The sequence below is a fragment of the Burkholderia sp. AU33423 genome (assembly GCF_002223135.1).
Lineage (GTDB): Bacteria > Pseudomonadota > Gammaproteobacteria > Burkholderiales > Burkholderiaceae > Burkholderia > Burkholderia lata_D.
On sequence record NZ_NKFH01000010.1, the window covers coordinates 263811 to 283801 of the forward strand.

The following is a 19991-nucleotide window of genomic DNA, read 5'->3' on the forward strand; positions in this document are numbered from 1 at the left end:
AAAGACGTTAGTATGAATCTTCCCGGGCGATCCAGAAGGCTGAAGACTCGCCCTCGATACCAACTGACATGGAGCGAGCAGATGCCGATTTTCGAAGCAGACCATCTCCGCAGGGCGTTCATTGGCGGCCGCTGGGTGGAGCCGGTGAACGGTGGCATTGAGCACGACATCATCAATCCGGCGACCGGCGAAGTCTCCGGCGTGTTGCTGTTCTCTGATGAAGCCGATGTGAACCTGGCCGCGGAGGCGGCGCGCGACGCCTTCGCGGCATTCTCGAGCACGCCGCTCGTTGAGCGGCTCGCGCTGCTCGAGCGCGTGATCGGCGTATACACCGAGCGGTTGCAGGATATGGCGGACGCCATCACGCTCGAGATGGGTGCGCCGATGGACGCCATTTCTCGCCCGCTTCAGGCGGCGTTGGGGCTCTGGCACCTCCATACGACCCTGGAAGTTGCGAAGCAGTATCCGTTCGAACGAACCCAGGGCACGTCGCGGATCGTGAAGGAGCCGGTGGGGGTGTGCGGGTTGATTACGCCGTGGAACTGGCCCATGAACCAGGTCATGTGCAAGGTGGCGCCGGCGCTGGTGGCGGGTTGCACGATCGTGTTGAAGCCGAGTCAGAATGCGCCGTATTCAGCCATCGTTCTCGCCGAGATCCTCGAGAAGGCCGGCGTCCCTCCGGGCGTATTCAATCTCGTGCAGGGCTCCGGGCAGCGCCTGGGCAGGGCCATTGCGTCCAGCCCGCTCTTCGACATGGTGTCGCTGACGGGTTCGACGAGCGCGGGCGTGGAGGTCGCTCAGGCCGCTGCGACGACGATCAAGCGGGTGACGCTGGAGCTGGGCGGAAAGTCGGCGAACATCATTCTGGACAGCGAAAACTTTCAGCAGGGCGTCACGCATGGCGTGCTCCAGATGATGGCCAACTCCGGCCAGACGTGCACCGCGCCCTCGCGCATGCTGGTGCCGGCGCATCGGCTCGAGGAGGCGGAGCAGATCGCAGTTGCCGCATGCGGGCAGGTCGTCGTCGGCGATCCGCGCGATCCCGGTACGACCATGGGGCCGATGGCGAACCAGCGCCAGCATCGAAAGGTGCAGGAGATGATCCAGACGGGGATCGACGAAGGTGCGGTGCTCGTGTCGGGCGGGCTCGGCAATCCCGCCGGGCTTGAACGAGGCTACTACGTCAAGCCGACGGTCTTCAGCCGCGTGAACAATCGCATGAAGATCGCAACCGAGGAGATTTTCGGTCCCGTCCTGGTGATCATCCCCTATCAGGACGAATCGGACGCTGTCGCCATTGCCAACGACTCGCCGTACGGATTGTCCGGCTACGTCTATGGCGACTCGATCGAACAGTCGGAGCGAGTCGCCAGAAAGTTGCGGACCGGGATGGTGCATCTGAACGGCGCACCCGTCGATATCGCGGCGCCGTTCGGTGGGTACAAGCAGTCCGGCAACGGGCGAGAGTGGGGTTACGCCGGCATCGAGGAGTTCCTGGAGACGAAGTCGATGTTCGGCGCGGCGCCGGGCGCCGCCAGCTAGCGGGAATCGACGACGGGCGCCCGGCGGTCCGCGGACGTCCGTCTACGGAAAGGCGGCAAGATCGAAGCCAGCCATGAGGCGTCGCGCTGACGGGCACTGTCGGGTTGCCGTCGATGGGCGCAATGGCACGCCGCGTCGACGCTCAGGCCTGCACCGTCGAGCTCGAGAGAGAAGTGGCAAACGCCTCCAGCGCTGAACTTGCGCTGTCCAGGTTCGCCCTGAGCTCGCGGATATTCGTGTCCCCTTGCCAACTGTTCAGCAATCCGTCGACCAGGATGATGCTCATTCTGGCGACGGATTCGATCGCGTCATGGTTGACTTGCGGCGCGCACTTGCCGAGGTAAGCGATCGTTCGCTCGATAGTCTGGACATAGGTTTTCAACGCGAACTCGGGGCGATGACGCTCTGCCCACTGGATCAGTTCAGACTGTGCCCGGGCGTACGAGGGATGCTGCACGAGCCATTCGACATTCTTGCGCAGCTGCCATCCGGCGAGTTCGCCGAAAGAATGAAATTCCTTGTCAACGGGGGCATTCGCCGCGAGAAGGTCGAACAGGGATTCGTAAACCGCGTCGAACAGATCGTCCTTGGTATGGAATACATAATGCAGCGACGCCAGGGGGCAACTTGCGGCTTCAGCGATTCGCCGCGTGGTGGCTCCAGCGACGCCGTGCGCGGCGATGACTTCAACGGCAGCGTCAACAAAATCTTGTCGCCGCAACGCAGCGCGAACTCTTGTCATTGGTAAACTCCGGTACCCGAAAATCCTCTTCCGTTCACGTCATACACAGGTGTAGTGTTTATCCGTGATACATGGTCAAGTGACCATAACGCTCGTGAATTATGTCGGCTTCTTGAAAGTTTGTCCATGAATGGGCTGGGCCACGGATGCCCTGGATATTCAGTTCGCTTGTTTCAGCTGAATCCGGAAAATCGGATCGAATGACTTGATCATTTGATCGGTCAACGTTAAGCAGGCAAAGAGGCGCTGTCGATGGAGGTAAACCCGTGAGCGCGCGCACTGTAACGTAAGACCGGGGGTTGCTGCCTGCCGGGAGCGTCGGGTTTCCATGCGAATGGAAACAAGGTGCTTGGCTGCAGCCGGTGTGGATTCTCGGTGGTGCCGGTTACTTCACGTCGCACGTGTCGCGGTCGAACGCGAACGAGGGTTCCTGAAAGCACCTTCGAGCAGAGCGTGTGCGCAGGGCGGCGCATGGTTGAGATTGCAACGTCATGCGCCGCGAGCCGTGCGGTCATTTGAAGCGGCGACGCTGCCGCTGTGAGGGCACCGGGGGGAGCGGTGCCTCCGCGCAGGTGGCAGCGGTTCAGTGCTTCCGTACTGACTTGCGAGGGGGCTTGGCGGCAGGGCGGGCATCCGACAGTGTCGCCGCGTAGGCGGCCAGCATCTTGCAGGCGTGGTCGACATCGACGGCCAGACGCTTCGAATCTTCCTGGGCAAACCACGAGAAGAGCAGGCCGTCGATCAGGACGATGGTCAGCCGCGCGATGGCGTCCAGCGCCTTGGCATCTGCACGGGGCTCGGCGGTGGCCAGGTTGCTGCGGGCACCTTCCTGGGAGATGCGAAGGGCGCCGACGGCCATGTCGGGCTGATGCCTGAGCGCCCATGTGTACAACTCCGACTGGGTCTTCGCGTAGGTCGGGTTGGCTTCGAACCAGGTCATGACGGAGCGCAGGTTGAACTCCGCCAGGTCCGACAGGGTGCCGTGCTCCGGAGCCTCGGGGCTATCCGAGCGGATCAGGTCGATCAGTGACTCGTAGACGGCGAACAACAGCTCGTCCTTTGAGTGAAAGACGTAGTGCAGGGAAGCCAGTGGGCATCCTGCAGCCTCGGCGATGCGGCGGGTCGTGGCACCCTTCACACCGTGCTCGGCAATCACCGCGACAGTCGCCGCCACGAGGTCCTGGCGGCGGACTTCAGCCCGTACTCTCTGCATAGGCCAGCGCTCCGTTTTGTGTCTTCGTCCAAAGGCGCTACCCGTGCAGGGTAGTCGAATCCTCGGATATTAGCATGACGATGGGCGGCATTTCGCCAGCAATGTGAGGCATTGGCCTGCCCGGATGTTGCGCCGCCATGGCGGCGTGAGAAATGCCGTTCGCAGGCACGTGCCGGGCATGGTGATGGCGTCGCTGCGTCGCGACGCCGGACGAACATCACAGCGGCGAGGTGGTTCGGCGGCAGGCTTCGTGAACCTGGAGGCGGACTCGCTCATCGTGGATCGGCCCGGCGCATCAAGTGGTGCGCCGCTCGTCGAGCGGCGCTTGCGGTTCTGCTTCGACGAGGCTGTTTCGCAGATGCGCAGGTACGGTGACCATCGCACGTGCACGGTTAAGCAGCCGTGCGTGTCCTGGAAGGGCGCCACTGCATTGGCTCGTACGGTGCCGTCATGACGAAGCTAATGGAAACTCCGTATTCCCAATGTCCTGTCGAAGCATAAGACTCGTGCCTGTAGATTCGTGGTCATTTGATCAAGTCAACTTGTCTGCACCGCTATCGTGACGCTGAGCATCACTTGGTGCGGCGGATTCCCCGTGCCGGGGCATGCGTATCACCACCGGGCGCGTCAGCCGCACTTCACGGCGGGCGAACCCCCGGATCCGATTGGCATACGGCTTGCTTGATAGTCGTATGACCAAGTCAAATGATTCGAGTGGTTGACTTGAACGAAGGATATTTCTCGGTAGTGTGGTCAACGACAACGATAGGGAATACGAATGAGCAACGTGATTGCTGTCTTGGGCCTGGGGGTGATGGGATCTGCCATTGCCGCTTCCCTGGTTGGCGATGGCGCGGAAGTCGTCGTCTGGAACAGGAAGGCGGAAAAGGCGCAGCGCCTGCGCGAGCTGGGCGCTCGGGTTGCCGAGCATGCCACTGCGGCCTGCGATCAGGCAGACGTCATCGTCGTCGTGACTGCAACGCCGATCGACCTCGCGGCGGATTTTGAGGAACTGGGCGAGCGCCTGAAAGGGAAAACGGTGGTCAATCTGGCTACGGGGCGCCCGTCCGAGGTCCTGAAGCTGGCTCAAATCGTGAGCGGCGCCGGCGCCAAATTCATCAGTGGAACAATCCAGTGCTTCCCGCCGGATATCGGCCGAGAGAGCGCGGTCATCCTTTTCGGTGGCGACGAGAAGATCTGGAACGAAGTTGAGCCTTTGCTTCGAAAGATCGCGCCGCAATCCAGCTACGTCGGCACACGCCCCGATGTGCCGAACGTGCTCGATGCCGGGTTGACGGGCACCTTCGTTTTTGGTGCCGGCGCAGCGTTCCTGGAAGGTCTCAGGTTCGTGGTGAATTCCGGTGTTTCGATCGACGAGATTCGCGATCTGATTCCAACCTATATCGCCGGGCAGACGCACTTCATCGAAGGCCTGTTCGAATCCGTGGCGGCTTCCGACTATCAACCACGAGGCGCAGACCTGGACATCTACGCGCGAGCGACCGGATTGTTCCAGCAGGCGCAGGAAGATATCGGGCAGCCGCCGCGAATTCTGAAGGCGCTGCGCGAGCGCATCCTGTCATCCATTGCAGAAGGCAGTGGTGACCGAGGGTACGCCGCACTCTTCAATCATTGACAACCTGTTAGAGGAATCATCATGTCTTTGCAACGCCTTTCAAGTAATAGTACTCCTGACGATCTTGCCAATGCAGTCAGGCGGGATGGCGGGGCGATCGTCAAAAACTTTCTCGATTCCGATTTGCTTGCGCGAATCCAGCGTACGCTCTTCGACACGCTCGAGTCCGCTCCGAACGGAGTAGACGATTACTTCGCCGGGACACAGACGCGTCGCGTCTCGCGCCTCTTCGCGCGTACCGACTGGATGGCCGAGGTTGCGTTGCATCCGCTCTATCTGGGCGCGGCGCGCAGCATCCTGCAGACGCCGATCAAGATCTGGAGCGGCGAAAACCAGGTCGATGTCGCGCCCGATATTCAGGTGGGGGTGACGCAAGCCATCCAGATTCTGCCGGGTCAGGGCCTTCAGCCGTTGCATCGTGACGATTCCGTATGGCTCTGGCGGCACCCGAACTATGGGCGCGAGGCCCGGTTTCAGGTGATGGTGGCCGTATCGGACTTTACGGCGGAAAACGGCGCCACGCTCGTCATCCCGGGTAGCCACAAGTGGGACGACGAGCGCATGCCCAGGCAGGAGGAAGCCATTCCCGCGACCATGTCGGCTGGCGATGCGCTGTTCTTCATCGGCTCCACCTATCACGGCGGCGGGAAGAACAGCAGCAATGCACCGCGCACCGGCCTGACGATGTCGTATGACCTGGCGATCCTCCGGCAGGAAGAAAACCAGTACCTCACGCTGCCCATTGAACGCGTGAAGCGCTATCCGGAAGAGCTGCAGCGCCTGCTCGGCTGGACGTACGGCACGACTTTTGCCGGCTTCGTCGAGCGTAACGGTCAAATGTCGGACCCGAACGACCTGTTGAAAATGAAGGATTTCCTCGAGGTCGGGCATTTCGATTAACGGTCGGGAGGGGTGGTGGAATCCTGGCCCGGTTTTCACGCGGAGATAGGGCGATTCCATCACCTGAAGGCATCGTAGTCGGTCGACGGGATGCCAGGGGCGGTGAAGCGCGAGCAATTTCGGTATTGCGATTTTTCGGTGGGATGCAGCAGTCTTCGAAACAGTGCCAGTATGAATGCGAGCAAGAGGGCGGTTCGATGCCTCGTCGCGATCTCGTATTCGTGCAAACGACAAGGAGTCGATCGTGAGTTACGAAATCAAGGGAATCCGAAGAATCGCGCTACTTTATACAGGGGCTGTGGTCTGGACTCCCACCTATCTGCTCCCATTCAGCATCGAAGAATCGATGGCCCGGTTCGGGCTGTCCGAAAGCACCGCTGGTTGGCTTGCGTCCGCGGTGCTGCTCTGTCTTTCGCTTTCCATCATCTTTTTCGGTCGTCACACGGCGACGTTGAACAAGAGAACGGGTGCGCTCGCTGCGGCAGCGCTTGCCGTTCTGTCGACGTGCGCGATGTTTTCACATAATTTCCATGTATTCGTCGCGGCGAAGCTGGTTCTCGGCGTCGCCTTGGGCGTCAGCTGTGTGTGCGCGTATGGGGTGATTGCACACGTCAAGCACCCGGAGAAGGTCGCGGCGCAAGTCGCTGTGGCGATGGCCATCATATTTTCCTGCGCGATGTACGTCGTACCGATCCTGAATGTGAAGATGGGCAGTATCGGTGTGGATGCCGTCCAGCTCGCCGTGGTCGTGGCGGCGCTCTTTTTCGGTGCGTTCATGCATCCTGCCGTCAACGCAAGCGAGGAAGAGGTCGCGAAGGACGCCATCAAATCCAATGACGTCCGAGGGATTCTGATCAGCGCATTCTTCATCTACGTCTCGCAGACGGCCCTCATGGGATTTGCCGCCGAAGTCGCTGCAACCCGGGGCGTCGAAGCGGAGCAACTCGGCATGCTGTTCATGCTCAATGCGGCCCTCCAGTTGCCGGTGGGCGTGGCGGTCAACTGGCTGGGCGATCGCTTTGGCCTGTTCAAGCCGATCGCTCTTGGACTCGCGCTGTTGATCGCATGCAGCCTGGGCATGTATTGCGTGGGTGGCAGGTGGGCGTTTCTCGTGGCAACGGCGCTCGTCAGTGCCGGCGCGACGCTGGTTGCCCCTTACATGGTGGGGGCACTTTCGCAAATGGATGCCAGCGGAAGAAGCACCGCGACCTGTGCGTCGGCAATCAATCTTGGCCTGGCCGTGGGCCCAGCGATTGCCGGCACGGTGTTCAGCGTGGCCGGTTTGCGCGCGGTCGGCTGGCTCTCCGTCGGGTTGCTGGTGGTGCCGCTCTTTCTGACCAGCGTGGCGATCCGGCAGTTCAAGGCAAGACACGCCGAAGCCGCTGTCGCCTGACGTGCGCGGCGACGCTGTCAACCGAGCGTGGCCGCACTGACCGCACCGGTACCTGCGCGGCGCCGGCATGCCTGACATGCCGGTGCGGAGCAGACATCTCTCGAAAGAGCCCGCTCGCGTCGACAGGCAGCGCAAAAAACTGCCGTGAACGTGGATGACGAACGTAGCGGCAGACCCATTTCTCGACGATCGCGGAATTTTTTCATGGAACTCAAATTCTATCTTTATTGCCTGGCCGATCTCGCGTTGATCGTGACTTCGTTCATATGTGGCGTGAAGTACTTCGGGAAGCGCAACGGCCTCCTCGGATTCGAGTCGCTGGTCGTGACGTTCTCGGCAACGAATTTGATGATCAATGCCTTGACCGGCAAGGCGATTTTTTTAAGTATCTCGCTTTTCTGCGACGCGTTTTCAAGAGGCTTCGGCGTGCCGATCATCATCGTTGCGGGCATGATGTCGGTTACGCATCGATATAAACCGTCGATTGTCGGCGACGTGTTGTATGCGGTGGGTGCACTGGTGGGGACGGTTATTTTGTGGACCGCGGATTTCATGGTTGGACCCAAGCCGTATTTCTATCTGGTGATGTGGTCTTTGTTCTCGCTTTACCTCATTTACGTCGTCAAGAAATTGGCGAATGCCGGAGAGTATCGTAATGCTGCGGGTGTGATCCTGACACTCGTATCCACGCAGATTATTGCGAGCATCTACGACTTCTATCATATCCCGGGCGACAGCGATCACATGATTTTCTATATATTCGCATTGCTGTCGTGGTCTTATATGTCGGTTTCGTTGTATTACGCCTATTGTGCGCTGGAAAGGGTGCAGGAAAAGGAAGGGAATCTGCCTCGAGGTTATACCCTTGGCCGCCTGGAGCGAAAGCCGCAGTAATTGTCGCGTTCCTTCGGGAATGTATTTATATCTTCATCCGAGAGAACGGATATGGCTACCTTGATCGTGCGTTATCCCACAGTAGAGGGTATGAAATTTGATCGCGAGTACTATCGTGCAACGCATATCTCGCTGGTACGGGCAGCTTGGGGAGAGTTTGGCCTGCAATCGGCGGAGATCCTGTTTCCGGCGCCGGGGCCGCAGCCCGATGCATGCGTAACCGTGTTGCGTTTCAGCGAGCAGGCCGGAATCGACGCCGCGCTGGCCTCGGCCGGAACAGCCGAGGTGGTCGGCGATGTGCCGAACTTCACCAACGTCCAGCCGGCGATCTTCCGCGCCGGCGACTGACCGAGTCGTCGACGACCGAAACCTCGTCTACGAGGGAAAGAAGGTCTGAGACAAAGTGTCCGCGTGGACACATGCGCTCGGGCCTTGACGACGAAGATACAAGACCTTCGAAGCAGAATGCCGATCGGCCGCGGACGAGATGGCCGACTGGAACTTGACGAAGATGCGGTTCGGGAGTGGATCGAGCCTTGCCTGAAGCCGGGCGTATCGATTGCCCGCGCGGCCGCTCAGGGTTTTGACGCGGGGCGAATGCACTCGGCAATACAGCCTTCGGCCGCAGGCCGAAGGCTCATCCAACATCCGGCATCAACGCTGCACGGTATCCAGAATATCCAGGCGGCTCACTGCAACCGCCTTCTGCTTGATCGCGCCAAATGCGACCTCGGTCGCTTCGAGCGTACGCGCGATGTCTTCGTCGGTATGGCTCGCCGTGAAGAACATGTTGTGCCACGGGTGGAGATAGGCACCGTTCTTGATGACTTCCGACGTCCACGCCCGGCCGCGCGACACGAGCTCGTCGTCACCCGCGAACAGCATCTGGGGCATGACGCTCGGCCCGGTCTGCTTGAGTTCGAAGCCATGCCGCTCGGCTTGCTCGGCGATGCCGGCGCGCAGCTTGTCCGCCAATCGCTTGGTGTGTTCGAGGTAGTCCGTTTCTCGTACCAGGCGCAGCGTTTCGATGGCCGCGGCCATCGGCACGGCCGAGAGCCAGTAGGAGCCCGTGACGAAAATGTTCGTCGCAGCCTCTCGTGCCTTGTCCGAACCGAGCACCGCGGCGATCGCATAGCCGCCGCCGATGGCCTTGCCCCAGCAGCTGAGGTCCGGGTGCACACCCCAGTCCGACCACGAGCAATCACGCGACAGGCGCAACCCCGTGCGGACCTCGTCGACGACCAGAAGCGCTTCCTGCTCGTCCGCGAGGCGACGACATTCCTTCGCGTACTCGATCGACGGGAAAAACTGATCGTAGAGCACTTCGTGCCGGAAGGGCGTTGCGTAGATGGCCGCTACGTCACCATCGACGCTCTTGACAGCGGCATTGAGGCTCTCGATATCGTTGTACTCGAAGTAGACGACGTGAGCCCGGTCTTCCTTGGTGATCCCCGTCGTATAGGGCACGTTCCACGGGGACGCACCATGGTATGTGCCGCGCGCAACGAGAATCTTGCGCTTCTCGCGATAGGCGCGCGAGATCACCATGGCCATCGAGGTGGCGTCCGAGCCGTTCTTGCAGAACATCGCCCAATCGGCGTGGCTGACCTGTTGCGTGAGCGCCTCGGCAAGCTGAACCATCACCTCGCTGGGGCCCGTCGCCGTGTCGATCTTCTGCAACTGGAGGGCAGCGGCCTGCTCGATCCGCTCGTTGCCGTAGCCGAACAGGTTCGTGCCGTAGCCACACACGTAGTCGATGTACTTGTTGCCGTCGACGTCCCAGAGATGGGTACCTTTCGCTTTCGCAAAGTACAACGGGAAATCTTCCGTCAGGTACTTGACGCTCTGGTGACCGTACATCCCGCCCGGGATGACCTTTTCGGCTCTTGCGAACCACTCGTTCTTCCTTGCCAGCCTGTCCATGCTCGACTCCTTGTGAAAAATTCGTTCTGGGAACGTCCGACCCGGTATCAAGTCTTTTGACTGAGTCACATGACCAAGTATTCGAACCCCGGAATTTGGAGAATGCTGCTTCCGAAATCTCGCGTCCCGTCGTTGGATCAACGCGCTGTCCGGCCTCGCGTCGCGAATGCAGCGTCGCTGCGTCACCCGCTTGGGCCTCTGCCGTCGCTTTTCTAGACTTGGTCATGTGACCAAGTCTAGTGTCTACAAATGTCATCCAGACGGAAATTGGCGTTTTCCACTAGTCCCGCACGGCGGTGGCTCAACGTCTCGCTCGGCATGCCACGGCAATGGGGGAGGCGAGTCGAGCAGCGGCAATTCGCCGGCGTGCGCTGCGCGACGTCGCTATCTGATCCGCATAAGGACAATCCCCGTTCAACCTTCGAGCAGGGAGGCAGGGCGATCAAGGTGGGGATGCTGACTAGGCGGCGGTGTACTTCCGCCAGAAGGCTTCGCAGCGGGAGAGCGCGGTGCGTACGGGCGTATTCAGGCCCGCGGTGCATGCATGGCAGGGGCAGACTGATCGACGCAGTCGGAAGTATCCGCAGCGCGCGGGCCCGCGCGTCCTCGATGCATGGACCCGCTAACCGTCGGGCCGGTTCGAGACGGAAAGCCGCCGATCGAAGCGCGAGCCATGCGCTACGCGGATCGTGTTCGATACGATCCGCACGCAAGGCAACGCCGGCATGTTCGATCTTTCCAGGTGGGGCTATTGGCTCGAATCGTAGTGCTCGATATGGTAGAGGACCATGAATCCCGGGCTTAATACAAGAAGGAGCCCGGCAACGAGAGAGATTGCGACAAATAAACGCTTCACCATGATCACGCTCCTGAGTTGGATGAGGTGCAATAGAAAGTCGATTCTTGGCGTTGGGCGAACTGGTGAGCGACCTGGTCGTCGGTCACGGTCGCAACGCGATTCGTCAGGTCGATCTTCATGGGGTGTCTCGCGGGTGGCGATGCTGTCGTGGCCCGCGCACGTGCATCAGGGAATCCGGGGGAGGGGATCAACCCTCCCGGACCGATGCGTGCGCCTGTTCGCGGCTCAGAGGCCGAGGTGCGTGGCGATATCGTCGTAGTCGACTTGCCACAGGCCCGGCGTGCCGGCGGGATATTGCGAGCGGAAGCCGATGATTCGCTGGACGCGTTTCGACAGGCGTCGCACGGTGTCCATCTCGACGATGAACGGATACGCTTCCTCCGGCGTCAGGTAGGACGGTTGCATCGGAATCGTGAGCCCGCGTCGGCGCTCGTTCTTCGTCACGTTTGCGCCGCCACCGTGGATCACCTTGCCGCTGAACAGCAACGCGTCGCCGGCGTCCATCTCGGCGGCAATGGTCATGTCGGGCGTGCCCTTGCTGTCGAAGTAGTCCTCGTCCCAGTTCTGGCTCCCCGGAATAATTCGGGTGGCACCGTTTTCCTCGGTGAAGCGCGTCAGGGCAATCATGAGATTGGTGAACACCGTCGGCCCGTTGACTCCGAGCGCACACAGGGGCGGAAAATTGCCGACATCGCGATGCAGCATCTGTGCCGTGTTGCCCGGGCCGATGTCGATGACCTGCGCGGTCGAAAGCCACCAGTCGCCGGACTCTTCACGGTAGAGCACCTCGCCGAGTTCATGAAAGAGATCGTCGTCCAGCACGTCTCCGAAAGTCTTGCTGTGCGTGACCATGTTCGTCAGGCGCTTCGTATAGGTGCCGTGGAATTCCTTGATCAGTTCGTTATCGTGCGACGACCCTTCGCGAAGCCGCTCGAGCGGAGCATCGACCTCACGATTGATGTTCGCGACCTGCTCCTGGGTCAGGTAGTTCTTGATCCGGACTCCACCGTATTGATTCATGAGCGACACGATTTCTTGCGCGCTGGTCTGCTTGGGGACGGTAGGGAGGGAGCCCTGAATGTTCTGAATATTTGCGTTCATGTTTGCCTCAAAGTTGCGTGGACGGGTAAATCAGACGCGGCATCACGTTCTGATTCGGGTGTGATCCAGACATCAAGTCGAGTTTTTGACTGAGTCATTTGACTGCATATACCTTCGCCATCTGCCATACGTTCCTTTCACGCCAGTTGACGGAATGCGCACGTTGTTTCCGACGTTGTCGCGACCTCCAGGTGCTCCGATACCTGTTTCCAGATCGAGAGGCGACAGACATGGCGCCATTCACAAGGGTTTCCGCTGAGCTGCCGTATTCGTGACGAATCAGGTCAATTGACCAAGTCGTATGATCGAGGAAGTTAACATGGCGTTTTTCGACGGTCGATCATGGTTAACCCGTCGCATTTGAATGGTGTAGAAAGTCGCCGGACGCGTGTCACGCCTGTACCGAATTGAACGCGCGTCGTTGGTGATTGGCCCGGACTCGCTGAGCGGGAACGCTAGCGTCAAAAAAATCTGGAACGAGCCGGTTTTGACTCAAGCCGATGGTCGAGCGGCTCAACGCGTGATACTCGATTTTAAAAAGTGGCTTGTACTGTTTTGAGCAGACATGCTCGGAGGCGGCTCATGGTGTTGCTTTGACATCCTCTGCAAAATAGGAGCGACGCGAGCCACGCGATCGGGCACGCAAGTTGCTCGCTCGTCGGAGGCGCCCATGCACGAAGCGAGCCATCCATCCCGTGCCGGTCGGGCGCACACGACCGGACCTCGGCCGATCCGCGGACGATTTTTCAAGCGCTTGTCAATTCTGTCCCGACATCGCGGCGCGTTACGCCTTCTGCAAGACGAAGCGCCGTGAGATGTGCGAACGCCATTGCGCGAAGGCATGCCGGTATTTTCACGGCGGCTCGCATGCTGAGCCAGGCACGGAAATCGCTCCGGTCCGCCAACGAACGCTGCACGACGAATGTCTGTCGTTCAGATCGCCTGCTCGAGAGGCGCTTCACTCAGCGATTTCGCGATCTATTGTCATGAGGGCAACGCCATGCACACATTCACGAACTGGAGCCCATTGGTCTCGCTGATCGCCGGGATTCTCATTCTGGTGGTACCGCGCCTGCTGAACTACATCGTTGCAATCTACCTGATCGTCATTGGACTGCTCGGGCTTTTCGGCGGACATTTCCACTGACGCGCCGCATCGGAGTCTAGATAGGTTCGACGCGTACCTCGACTGAATCCCGGGGCACCGTCAATCGCGTGCGGCCAAGCAGTGCGTCCGCGGGCGCGGTGCCGTCCGGGTTCAACGGCTTCACCTTGTTGAACGTGACGGAAAAGTATTCCGGTGTGACGATGGCCGACGCATAACCCTGCGCGTCGTGGTCGGCGTGGCACAGATCGGGGTTGTTCGCCATCAGGAAGCGGTCGAGTCTGGCCGGGGTCGCCGCGATCGACGCGAGTGGTGTACCGTTCCACGCGGCTTTCAGGTAGGAATAGAAGGACATGCTGCTGATGCCGGCGCAGACGAAATCGACGATGACCGGCACCCCCGTCGCGGGATCGGGATCGTCCCGCACGACGCCGCCCTGAAAGGCATGCAGGTCTCCGCTGATCGCGACGACGTTACGGATCCCGTGCTCCCTCAAGTAAGCGAGCAGTTCGTGCTTGTGCGCGGGATAGCCGTCCCATGCGTCGCAATCCACCACGAGGCGGGCCGCCGGTGTCCCGGGTGCGCCTGGCATCACGAACCACAGACGGTTCAACATCACTTCGTTGCCCCATACCTTCCAGGTTGCCGGCGAGTCCTTCATCAAGGTTTTCCACCATCGTGTCTGTTCCGGACCGAGGATCGACGGCGGGCGGCCGAGCTGCCGGGTGTCGCGCGCCTCGTCACGTTGCAGCATGTCCTGCTTGACGAAGTAGCGCGAGCCGGCCGCGTCGTCACCGTGCACCGGGTCGTGCCCGTGCGCACGTGCGATAGCGGCTTCGCTCACGACGTGGTCGTCGCGATACAGCCGCTCGTCCGTCATCACCAGATGCATCAGCATGCCGAAACGAAAATCGCGATAGATGCGAATGTTCGTGTACGACGGATTGTCCGGCTCGAAGCGCACGTCGTCCCAATCCACCGGCATGTACTCCGCCCACGCGCGACTGGCGCTGCGGCGCCGCCGGGTTTCCTGCCGCTCCTCGTTGGTGTAGACCTGATGGTCCTGCCAGCAGTCGTCGGAAAATTCGTGGTCGTCCCAGATCGCAATCATCGGCAGGCGCTGGTGCAGCGTCTGCAGGCGCGGATCGGTCCGATAGGTGCGATAGAGCGTCCGGTAGTCTTCGAGCGTCTCGGCATACGCGCGGCCGTCCGCGAGCAGCTTGCCGCCGTTCAGGTGCAGCGGAGGATGCGCCGGTTCGGCACGGCCGGGGGGAGAGGTCCCGACCGTTTCATAGATGTAGTCGCCCACGTGCACGACGAAATCGAGGTCGCGCTCGTCGGCCAGCAGCGTCATCGCTTGCCAGTGGTTGACGCTCCAGTCCTGGCAGGTGAGCCACGCGAAGCGAACCTGTTCGTTGGCCTCGTTTGCCGCTGGCGCCGTGCGCGCGACACCCGTCATGCTGACGTCGTCGCCGGCGACGAACCTGTAGTGGTAGGCGGTCTTCGGCGAGAGCGCCGTCACCTTCGCGCGCACGGTGAAGTCGTAGGTGGCCAGCGCCCGCATCGGGACGCTGGCGACGAGCGTCGAGAAATCCGCCAGTGCCGACACTTCGAGTCGCAGCGGTACCGCGCGCGCGGCGCCTTTTCCATCGTGCTGCACGCCGCCGGATACCGGAACGCATCGCGTCCAGAACACGATGGAGCGATCGCGCGGATCACCGCTTGCTACACCTTGCGGGAATCGATGGAGGTTCTTGCGCACCGGGCTGCCCGGCAACGCCGCCGGTGAAACATCGTGCGTGACGGCGACGGTTGCAGCCGCAATGGTAAAAAAAGCCGACGACTTGAGGAAATGGCGACGATCCATTGATCCTCCCGATCGACATCCCACGAATGCGGGAAGCGCTGCAGCAGGCACCCGCTTCTCGCGCCGGACAAGCTTGCCACTGCCCCCGCCGCGCGCGGCAGGGGAGCAGTCGATCCGGAACGTTACTGCGAAGATCGACGCCTGAAAAGTCGTGCGAACCCCATTTTCGAATTCCCGGCACGCCATCCGGCGGAAGGCGCCTGTATTCAGGAACGCGCATTGCTGGATACCGGGCAGCAAACTCGGGGAGTGAGCAATGCACATCGGCCACAGCGTCGGCAAGGCGGCCGCGTGGCTCGTCGTGAGCGTCGCCCTGGCGCTTGCCGCGCTGGTGATCGTCATCGTGACGTTCGACTGGAATCGAGCCCGGCCCTGGATCGACGACAAGGTGTCGGACGCGATCGGACGGCAGTTCGCCATCAACGGCGACCTGCATGTCGGGTGGCGTCGGCCGGCGAGCGAGCACGGCTGGCGCGCATGGGTGCCCTGGCCACGATTCGTCGCACGCAATGTCACGATCGCCAACCCCGACTGGGCGCGCACGCAGTATTTCGTCACGCTGGACGCGATCAGTTTCGAGGTCGAGGCGCTGCCGCTGATAGCACGCCGCATCGTGATTCCGGCAATCGACCTGGTCAATCCGTCCGTCGACCTCGAACGCCTGAAGGACGGGCGAGTCAACTGGACGTTCAAGTTCAAGCAGCCCGCTCAGCCGGGACGATGGACGCTCGACCTGCATGAAATCGCGTTTTCCCAGGGCAATCTCGGCTACTACGACCAGCAGAAGCAATTCGATCTGAGCGCGGTGATCGACACGCTCGGCCAGCCGATTCCGTTCGGCGCGGTGATGAAACAGCAGGAGGCGCTGGCGCACCACGAATCGGCAAAGGCAGTCGGGCCGGCAGGTCAAAAGAAGCTCGCGGCCCAGGCCCACGCCGGTTCGGCGCAACCGGTGGTTCCGGCGTCGGGTGCCGAAGCGGCGTCACGCGCATCGGCGGCGGCTTCGCAAGCGTTGGCCGCTGCTTCGCATGCGGCAGCGACGACATCAGGCACCGCAATCGCCCCGGCTGCATCAGGGCCGGCCGCGGTATCGAACGCCCCCGCAGCTGCCGCACCGGGTGCGGCGGCCTCGGCGGCCTGGGGTGCCTCGGCGGGCGCGGCGCCCGCGGCCTCCACCGGTGTCGACACTTACACGATCGGCTGGACCGTCAAGGGGACCTACAAGAAGGGCAAGGTCGCCGGCACGGGCAAGATCGGCAATTTGCTGGATGTGCGGGGTGCGCAGCGCCCGTTTCCGGTTCAGGCCGATCTGCGCTTTGGCGATACGCACCTGGCGCTCGTCGGCACGCTGACGGACCCGTCTCACCTGGCCGCGGTCGATCTGCGGCTGTGGCTTGCGGGTACCAGCATGGCCAAGCTGTATGACGTCACGGGCATCACGCTGCCCGAAACTTCTCCCTATGCGACCGACGGCCGGCTGGTCGGCCAGTTCCGGGCGTCCGGCAACGTCTTCAAGTACGAGAACTTCACGGGACGCGTCGGCGGCAGCGATCTCGGCGGCACGCTGGTGTACGTGTCGCGCGAACCGAGGCCGTTGTTGTCCGGTACGCTGGAGTCGAGGCTGCTGCAGTTCTCCGACCTTGCGCCGCTCATCGGCGCCGACACGAATGCCAGCAAGGCGCGGCGGGGCGCCGCGCCCACACAGCCCGCGAACAAGGCGTTGCCGGTAGAGACATTTCGCACGGAACGCTGGAAGAAGATCGACGCCGACGTTCGATTCACCGGCCGGCGCATCGTCAAGACCGCGAGCCTGCCGATCACCGACCTGTCGACCCATCTCGTGATGCATGACGGTGTGCTGACGCTCAACCCGCTGAACTTCGGTGTCGCGGGCGGGACGCTTGCGTCGAACATCCACCTGGACGGCAGCGGCGTACCGCTCAAAGGGCGGTTCTCGCTGCAGGCACGGCATCTGAAACTCAAGCAACTGTTCCCGACCTTCCCGGTGATGCAAACGGCGCTCGGCGAGATCAACGGCGATGCCGCGTTATCGGCCACCGGCAATTCGCCGGCGGCGCTCGCCGCGACTTCCAACGGGGAGGTGAAGACACTGGTGACCGACGGTACGGTGAGCCTCTTGCTGATGGAAGCCGCGGGGCTGAACGTCGCCAACGTGGTGTACGAGAAACTGTTCGGCACACGCGACGTCAAGATCAACTGCGGCGTGGCCGACTTCGTGGTCACCAACGGCGTGCTCGACTCGCGCGTATTCGCGCTCGACACCGAGGATGCGGTGATCGTAATGGACGGCAACGTGAACCTGCGGGACGAGACCATGAACCTGACGATCCATCCCCATACCAAGGGATTCCGGGTGATATCGCTACGTTCGCCGCTGTACGTCACCGGATCCTTCAAGCAACCGCACGTCGGGGTGAAGGCGGGCGCACTGATCGCGCGTGGCGGTGCCGCGGTCGGGCTGGGCTTGCTGAATCCGCTCGCCAGTCTGCTCGCGTTGCTGCAGCCGGGCCGCAGCCGTCCGTTGCCGTGCGGGCAGATGCTGGCCGACATGGAGCGACGCCCGGTCGCGCCACCGCCGGGCGTCCGACAGAAGACGAAGGCGGCGCCGGCGTACATGAATGCGCCGTCGGCGGCTTCTGCAGCTTCCGCGCCGGCGGGTACCGAACCCCGGCATGCGAAGTGAGTGAAGGACCGACGCTCATCGGCCAGACCGCCTAGACGGCCCCCGCAAAGGTGCGGCGCAAGCCGACCGCGGCTTCCCATTGCGCGCCGATTGCCGTTTCCAGCGCGTCGCGAGAGCGCAGGTGCGCGTGGCGCGCGGCGAGCACATCGCTCATGTCGGCCTGGCCTGCGTCATACAGTCTGGCCGCATTGCGTGCGGCGACCTTGCCGGCCGCCTCGGCGCGCTGCCACTCCTGCATCGAGCGATCCGATGCGGACCATCGGGCCAGGCTCGTCTCGACGTCGACGAGCGCCGCCAGCATGGCCTTTTCGTATTCGGCCATCGCTTCCTGCGCGCGCGCATCGTGCACCGCGACGTTGGCGCGAATCCGGCCACCGTCGATGATGGGCAGCGTCACCGACACGCCATAGCCGACCGCCACGCGAGGCGCGGCGCCATCGCCGACCGCGGCCAGCCTTTCCTTCGTCCCTGCCCACTCGATCTGGAGCCGCGGATACACCTCTTTCCGGGCGGCGCCGGCACGTGCGAGCGCGGCGTCGAGTGCACGCGCCTGACGCTGCACGTCGGGCCTGCGCTCGAGCAGCGTGGCGGGTAACACCGTCGCGGGCGGCGCGGGCAGCGCGGCCGGCACGGCTTGCGCGCCGAGCTCGGGCGCCTGGGGGCTGCCGACGAGCAGCGCGAGCTGATGCAAGCGCACCCGGTGTTCGCCGTCGAGCTGGGCAAGCGACGCCTGTTCCTGCGCCAGTTCGGCACGCCAGCGTTCGACATCCAGCGCCGTCACCTGGCCCGCGGCGAATTTGCGCGCCGCCACGACCGCCTGCCTTCGCGCAACCTCGAGCGCCTCGCGCTTGAGCGCGGAGCGCCGCTCCAGCGTGCGCAATTCGAAGTAGGCGGTACTGACGTCCGCGGCCAGCGCGATGCGGGCCGCGCGGAGCGCCTCGCGAGCGACATCGCTGTCGGACCGTGCGGCGTCCACCAGCAACGCACCGCGCCCGAACAGATCGACTTCCCACGCGGCACGCAAGCCGACGCCGCTGCGCTCCGCACGCGGCTCGAGGCTGTTTTCGCGCCCGCGCTCGCCGCGGGCCATCGCATCCAGCCGCGGGCGGCGCTCCGCCTCGGCGCTGTCGCCGAGCGCGCGCGCCTGCGCGAGGCGCGCCGCGGCGACCTTCAGGTCGCGATTGGCATCGAGCGCGCTGTCCACCAGGCGATCGAGCACCGGATCGCCAAAATCACGCCACCACGCGTCGCCGACGGTGCCCTGATTCCCGGGCAATGTCTCGGCCCATTGCGAGGGCGCCGCAACGGCGGGCGTCGTGGCGACTTGGCTGGGCGGGGTGGTCGCACAGCCGCCGAATGCGAGTGTCGCGACAAGTGCAAGACAGGTCAGCGCTCGGTGTGCGGGAGCAGGGTGGGAAACAACGGTCGTCATGGATTTACCTTGAGTCTTGACATGGAGTTCGTGAAACTATACTGTACGTATAGTTTAGTTTCAATCCCAAGGAGATGCACCATGTCGACTTCCGAGCGACGAGCCGGCCGCAGCAGTTCACGCGACCGTCTTCTCGATGCCGCGGCCGAGCTCGTGGCCAGCCAGGGTATCCAGAACCTGACCATTGAAGCCGTGGCCGCTGCCGCGAAGGTCACGAAAGCAGGCCTTGTCTACCATTTCAAAACCCGCGACGACTTGCTGGCTGCGCTGATCGAGCGGGTGGTCGGCGAACTGGACATGCTGGACCTGCGGGCGCAGGAGGCACGTGACGCGCGTGAGGCGGACGATTCCGCGAAGCCGTTGAAGTCGTCGATGGCCGAGCTGTCGAAGCTGACCTTCGACATGCCGGAAGACCGCCGCCTGCTGCTGGCCAACCTGCTGGCCGCCACGTCGTTGTATCCGCATCTGGCCGGTCCCGTGCGGGATTTCTACTCGCGCAGCTATGCACGGGTCGCGCAAAGCGGCCCCGATGCGGGGCAGGTGCTCGCGCTGGTCGTCGCCCTCGACGGCATCGCCCTGCTCGAAGTGCTCAACCTGCACCGGTTTACGCCGGAGCAGCGCCAAGTGTTGCGCGACACGCTGGAAAGCGCGATTCGCAAGCTTCCCTGAGCTCCCTCATT

15 protein-coding genes are annotated in these 19991 nt (G+C 62.4%); 9 read left to right on the forward strand and 6 right to left on the reverse strand.

Features of this window, described 5'->3' with window-relative positions; genetic code table 11:
• Nucleotides 1-81: 81 nt before the first annotated feature.
• The gene (locus CFB50_RS36525; RefSeq protein WP_089449250.1) at nt 82-1542 is read left to right on the forward strand and encodes an aldehyde dehydrogenase family protein; all 1461 of its coding nucleotides are present in this window, start codon (nt 82-84) and stop codon (nt 1540-1542) included.
• Nucleotides 1543-1684: 142 nt separating this feature from the next.
• On the opposite strand, the gene CFB50_RS36530 is transcribed toward CFB50_RS36525, so the two are convergent.
• Both CFB50_RS36530 and CFB50_RS36535 read right to left on the reverse strand, forming a co-directional pair.
• Nucleotides 1685-2284, reverse strand: coding sequence for a TetR/AcrR family transcriptional regulator (locus CFB50_RS36530; RefSeq protein WP_089449251.1), 600 nt, complete (start codon nt 2282-2284; stop codon nt 1685-1687).
• 583 nt (nt 2285-2867) lie between these two features.
• Nucleotides 2868-3497, reverse strand: a complete 630-nt coding sequence (locus CFB50_RS36535) for a TetR/AcrR family transcriptional regulator (protein WP_089449252.1) — start codon at nt 3495-3497, stop codon at nt 2868-2870.
• Between the two features lie 778 nt (nt 3498-4275).
• On the opposite strand from CFB50_RS36535, the gene CFB50_RS36540 reads away from it, so the two are divergent.
• The 5 genes from CFB50_RS36540 to CFB50_RS36560 all read left to right on the forward strand — a co-directional run bounded on the left by CFB50_RS36540 (nt 4276) and on the right by CFB50_RS36560 (nt 8668).
• Nucleotides 4276-5133 (forward strand): NAD(P)-dependent oxidoreductase, encoded by an 858-nt coding sequence (locus CFB50_RS36540; RefSeq protein ID WP_256979412.1) that lies wholly within the window; start codon nt 4276-4278, stop codon nt 5131-5133.
• A gap of 21 nt (nt 5134-5154) precedes the next feature.
• Nucleotides 5155-6033, forward strand: coding sequence for a phytanoyl-CoA dioxygenase family protein (locus tag CFB50_RS36545; protein WP_089449254.1), 879 nt, complete (start codon nt 5155-5157; stop codon nt 6031-6033).
• A 244-nt stretch (nt 6034-6277) separates the two neighbouring features.
• Nucleotides 6278-7426, forward strand: coding sequence for an MFS transporter (locus tag CFB50_RS36550; RefSeq protein WP_235986622.1), 1149 nt, complete (start codon nt 6278-6280; stop codon nt 7424-7426).
• A 204-nt stretch (nt 7427-7630) separates the two neighbouring features.
• A complete protein-coding gene (locus CFB50_RS36555) occupies nt 7631-8320 on the forward strand; it encodes a hypothetical protein (RefSeq protein ID WP_069250124.1) in 690 nt (229 codons plus the stop codon).
• A 51-nt stretch (nt 8321-8371) separates the two neighbouring features.
• Entirely contained in the window at nt 8372-8668 is a 297-nt protein-coding gene (locus tag CFB50_RS36560; protein ID WP_089449256.1) for an EthD family reductase, read from the forward strand.
• A gap of 306 nt (nt 8669-8974) precedes the next feature.
• Here CFB50_RS36560 and CFB50_RS36570 read toward each other — a convergent pair whose 3' ends face one another.
• Together CFB50_RS36570 and CFB50_RS36575 are read right to left on the reverse strand one after the other, a co-directional pair.
• Nucleotides 8975-10243, reverse strand: coding sequence for an aminotransferase class III-fold pyridoxal phosphate-dependent enzyme (locus CFB50_RS36570; RefSeq protein ID WP_069250126.1), 1269 nt, complete (start codon nt 10241-10243; stop codon nt 8975-8977).
• Nucleotides 10244-11327: 1084 nt separating this feature from the next.
• Nucleotides 11328-12203 (reverse strand): phytanoyl-CoA dioxygenase family protein, encoded by an 876-nt coding sequence (locus tag CFB50_RS36575; protein ID WP_089449257.1) that lies wholly within the window; start codon nt 12201-12203, stop codon nt 11328-11330.
• A gap of 1000 nt (nt 12204-13203) precedes the next feature.
• On the opposite strand from CFB50_RS36575, the gene CFB50_RS36580 reads away from it, so the two are divergent.
• On the forward strand, nt 13204-13350 hold the full coding sequence (locus CFB50_RS36580; RefSeq protein ID WP_076841491.1) for a DUF3096 domain-containing protein: 147 nt from the start codon (nt 13204-13206) through the stop codon (nt 13348-13350).
• A gap of 16 nt (nt 13351-13366) precedes the next feature.
• Here the strand turns inward: CFB50_RS36580 and CFB50_RS36585 are convergent, their stop codons facing one another.
• Nucleotides 13367-15175 carry an alkaline phosphatase D family protein gene (locus CFB50_RS36585; RefSeq protein ID WP_089449258.1) on the reverse strand — a complete coding sequence of 603 codons (1809 nt, stop codon included), beginning with the start codon at nt 15173-15175 and terminating at the stop codon, nt 13367-13369.
• A 256-nt stretch (nt 15176-15431) separates the two neighbouring features.
• On the opposite strand from CFB50_RS36585, the gene CFB50_RS36590 reads away from it, so the two are divergent.
• A complete protein-coding gene (locus CFB50_RS36590; RefSeq protein ID WP_089449259.1) occupies nt 15432-17879 on the forward strand; it encodes an AsmA family protein in 2448 nt (815 codons plus the stop codon).
• A 31-nt stretch (nt 17880-17910) separates the two neighbouring features.
• On the opposite strand, the gene CFB50_RS36595 is transcribed toward CFB50_RS36590, so the two are convergent.
• Nucleotides 17911-19311: an efflux transporter outer membrane subunit gene (locus tag CFB50_RS36595; protein ID WP_089449260.1), complete on the reverse strand. Its 1401-nt coding sequence runs from the start codon at nt 19309-19311 to the stop codon at nt 17911-17913.
• An 81-nt stretch (nt 19312-19392) separates the two neighbouring features.
• Here CFB50_RS36595 and CFB50_RS36600 point away from each other — a divergent pair, with 81 nt between their 5' ends.
• Nucleotides 19393-19980, forward strand: coding sequence for a TetR/AcrR family transcriptional regulator (locus CFB50_RS36600; protein WP_069250133.1), 588 nt, complete (start codon nt 19393-19395; stop codon nt 19978-19980).
• The last annotated feature ends 11 nt before the right edge of the window (nt 19981-19991 follow it).

Excerpts from the sequence above, each read along its gene's own strand:
- CFB50_RS36525 (WP_089449250.1), top strand. The coding sequence starts at position 82 with ATGCCGATTTTCGAAGCAGACCATCTCCGCAGGGCGTTCATTGGCGGC.
- CFB50_RS36530 (WP_089449251.1), bottom strand. The coding sequence starts at position 2,284 with ATGACAAGAGTTCGCGCTGCGTTGCGGCGACAAGATTTTGTTGACGCT.
- CFB50_RS36535 (WP_089449252.1), bottom strand. The coding sequence starts at position 3,497 with ATGCAGAGAGTACGGGCTGAAGTCCGCCGCCAGGACCTCGTGGCGGCG.
- CFB50_RS36540 (WP_256979412.1), top strand. The coding sequence starts at position 4,276 with ATGAGCAACGTGATTGCTGTCTTGGGCCTGGGGGTGATGGGATCTGCC.
- CFB50_RS36545 (WP_089449254.1), top strand. The coding sequence starts at position 5,155 with ATGTCTTTGCAACGCCTTTCAAGTAATAGTACTCCTGACGATCTTGCC.
- CFB50_RS36555 (WP_069250124.1), top strand. The coding sequence starts at position 7,631 with ATGGAACTCAAATTCTATCTTTATTGCCTGGCCGATCTCGCGTTGATC.
- CFB50_RS36560 (WP_089449256.1), top strand. The coding sequence starts at position 8,372 with ATGGCTACCTTGATCGTGCGTTATCCCACAGTAGAGGGTATGAAATTT.
- CFB50_RS36570 (WP_069250126.1), bottom strand. The coding sequence starts at position 10,243 with ATGGACAGGCTGGCAAGGAAGAACGAGTGGTTCGCAAGAGCCGAAAAG.
- CFB50_RS36575 (WP_089449257.1), bottom strand. The coding sequence starts at position 12,203 with ATGAACGCAAATATTCAGAACATTCAGGGCTCCCTCCCTACCGTCCCC.
- CFB50_RS36580 (WP_076841491.1), top strand. The coding sequence starts at position 13,204 with ATGCACACATTCACGAACTGGAGCCCATTGGTCTCGCTGATCGCCGGG.
- CFB50_RS36585 (WP_089449258.1), bottom strand. The coding sequence starts at position 15,175 with ATGGATCGTCGCCATTTCCTCAAGTCGTCGGCTTTTTTTACCATTGCG.
- CFB50_RS36590 (WP_089449259.1), top strand. The coding sequence starts at position 15,432 with ATGCACATCGGCCACAGCGTCGGCAAGGCGGCCGCGTGGCTCGTCGTG.
- CFB50_RS36595 (WP_089449260.1), bottom strand. The coding sequence starts at position 19,311 with ATGACGACCGTTGTTTCCCACCCTGCTCCCGCACACCGAGCGCTGACC.
- CFB50_RS36600 (WP_069250133.1), top strand. The coding sequence starts at position 19,393 with ATGTCGACTTCCGAGCGACGAGCCGGCCGCAGCAGTTCACGCGACCGT.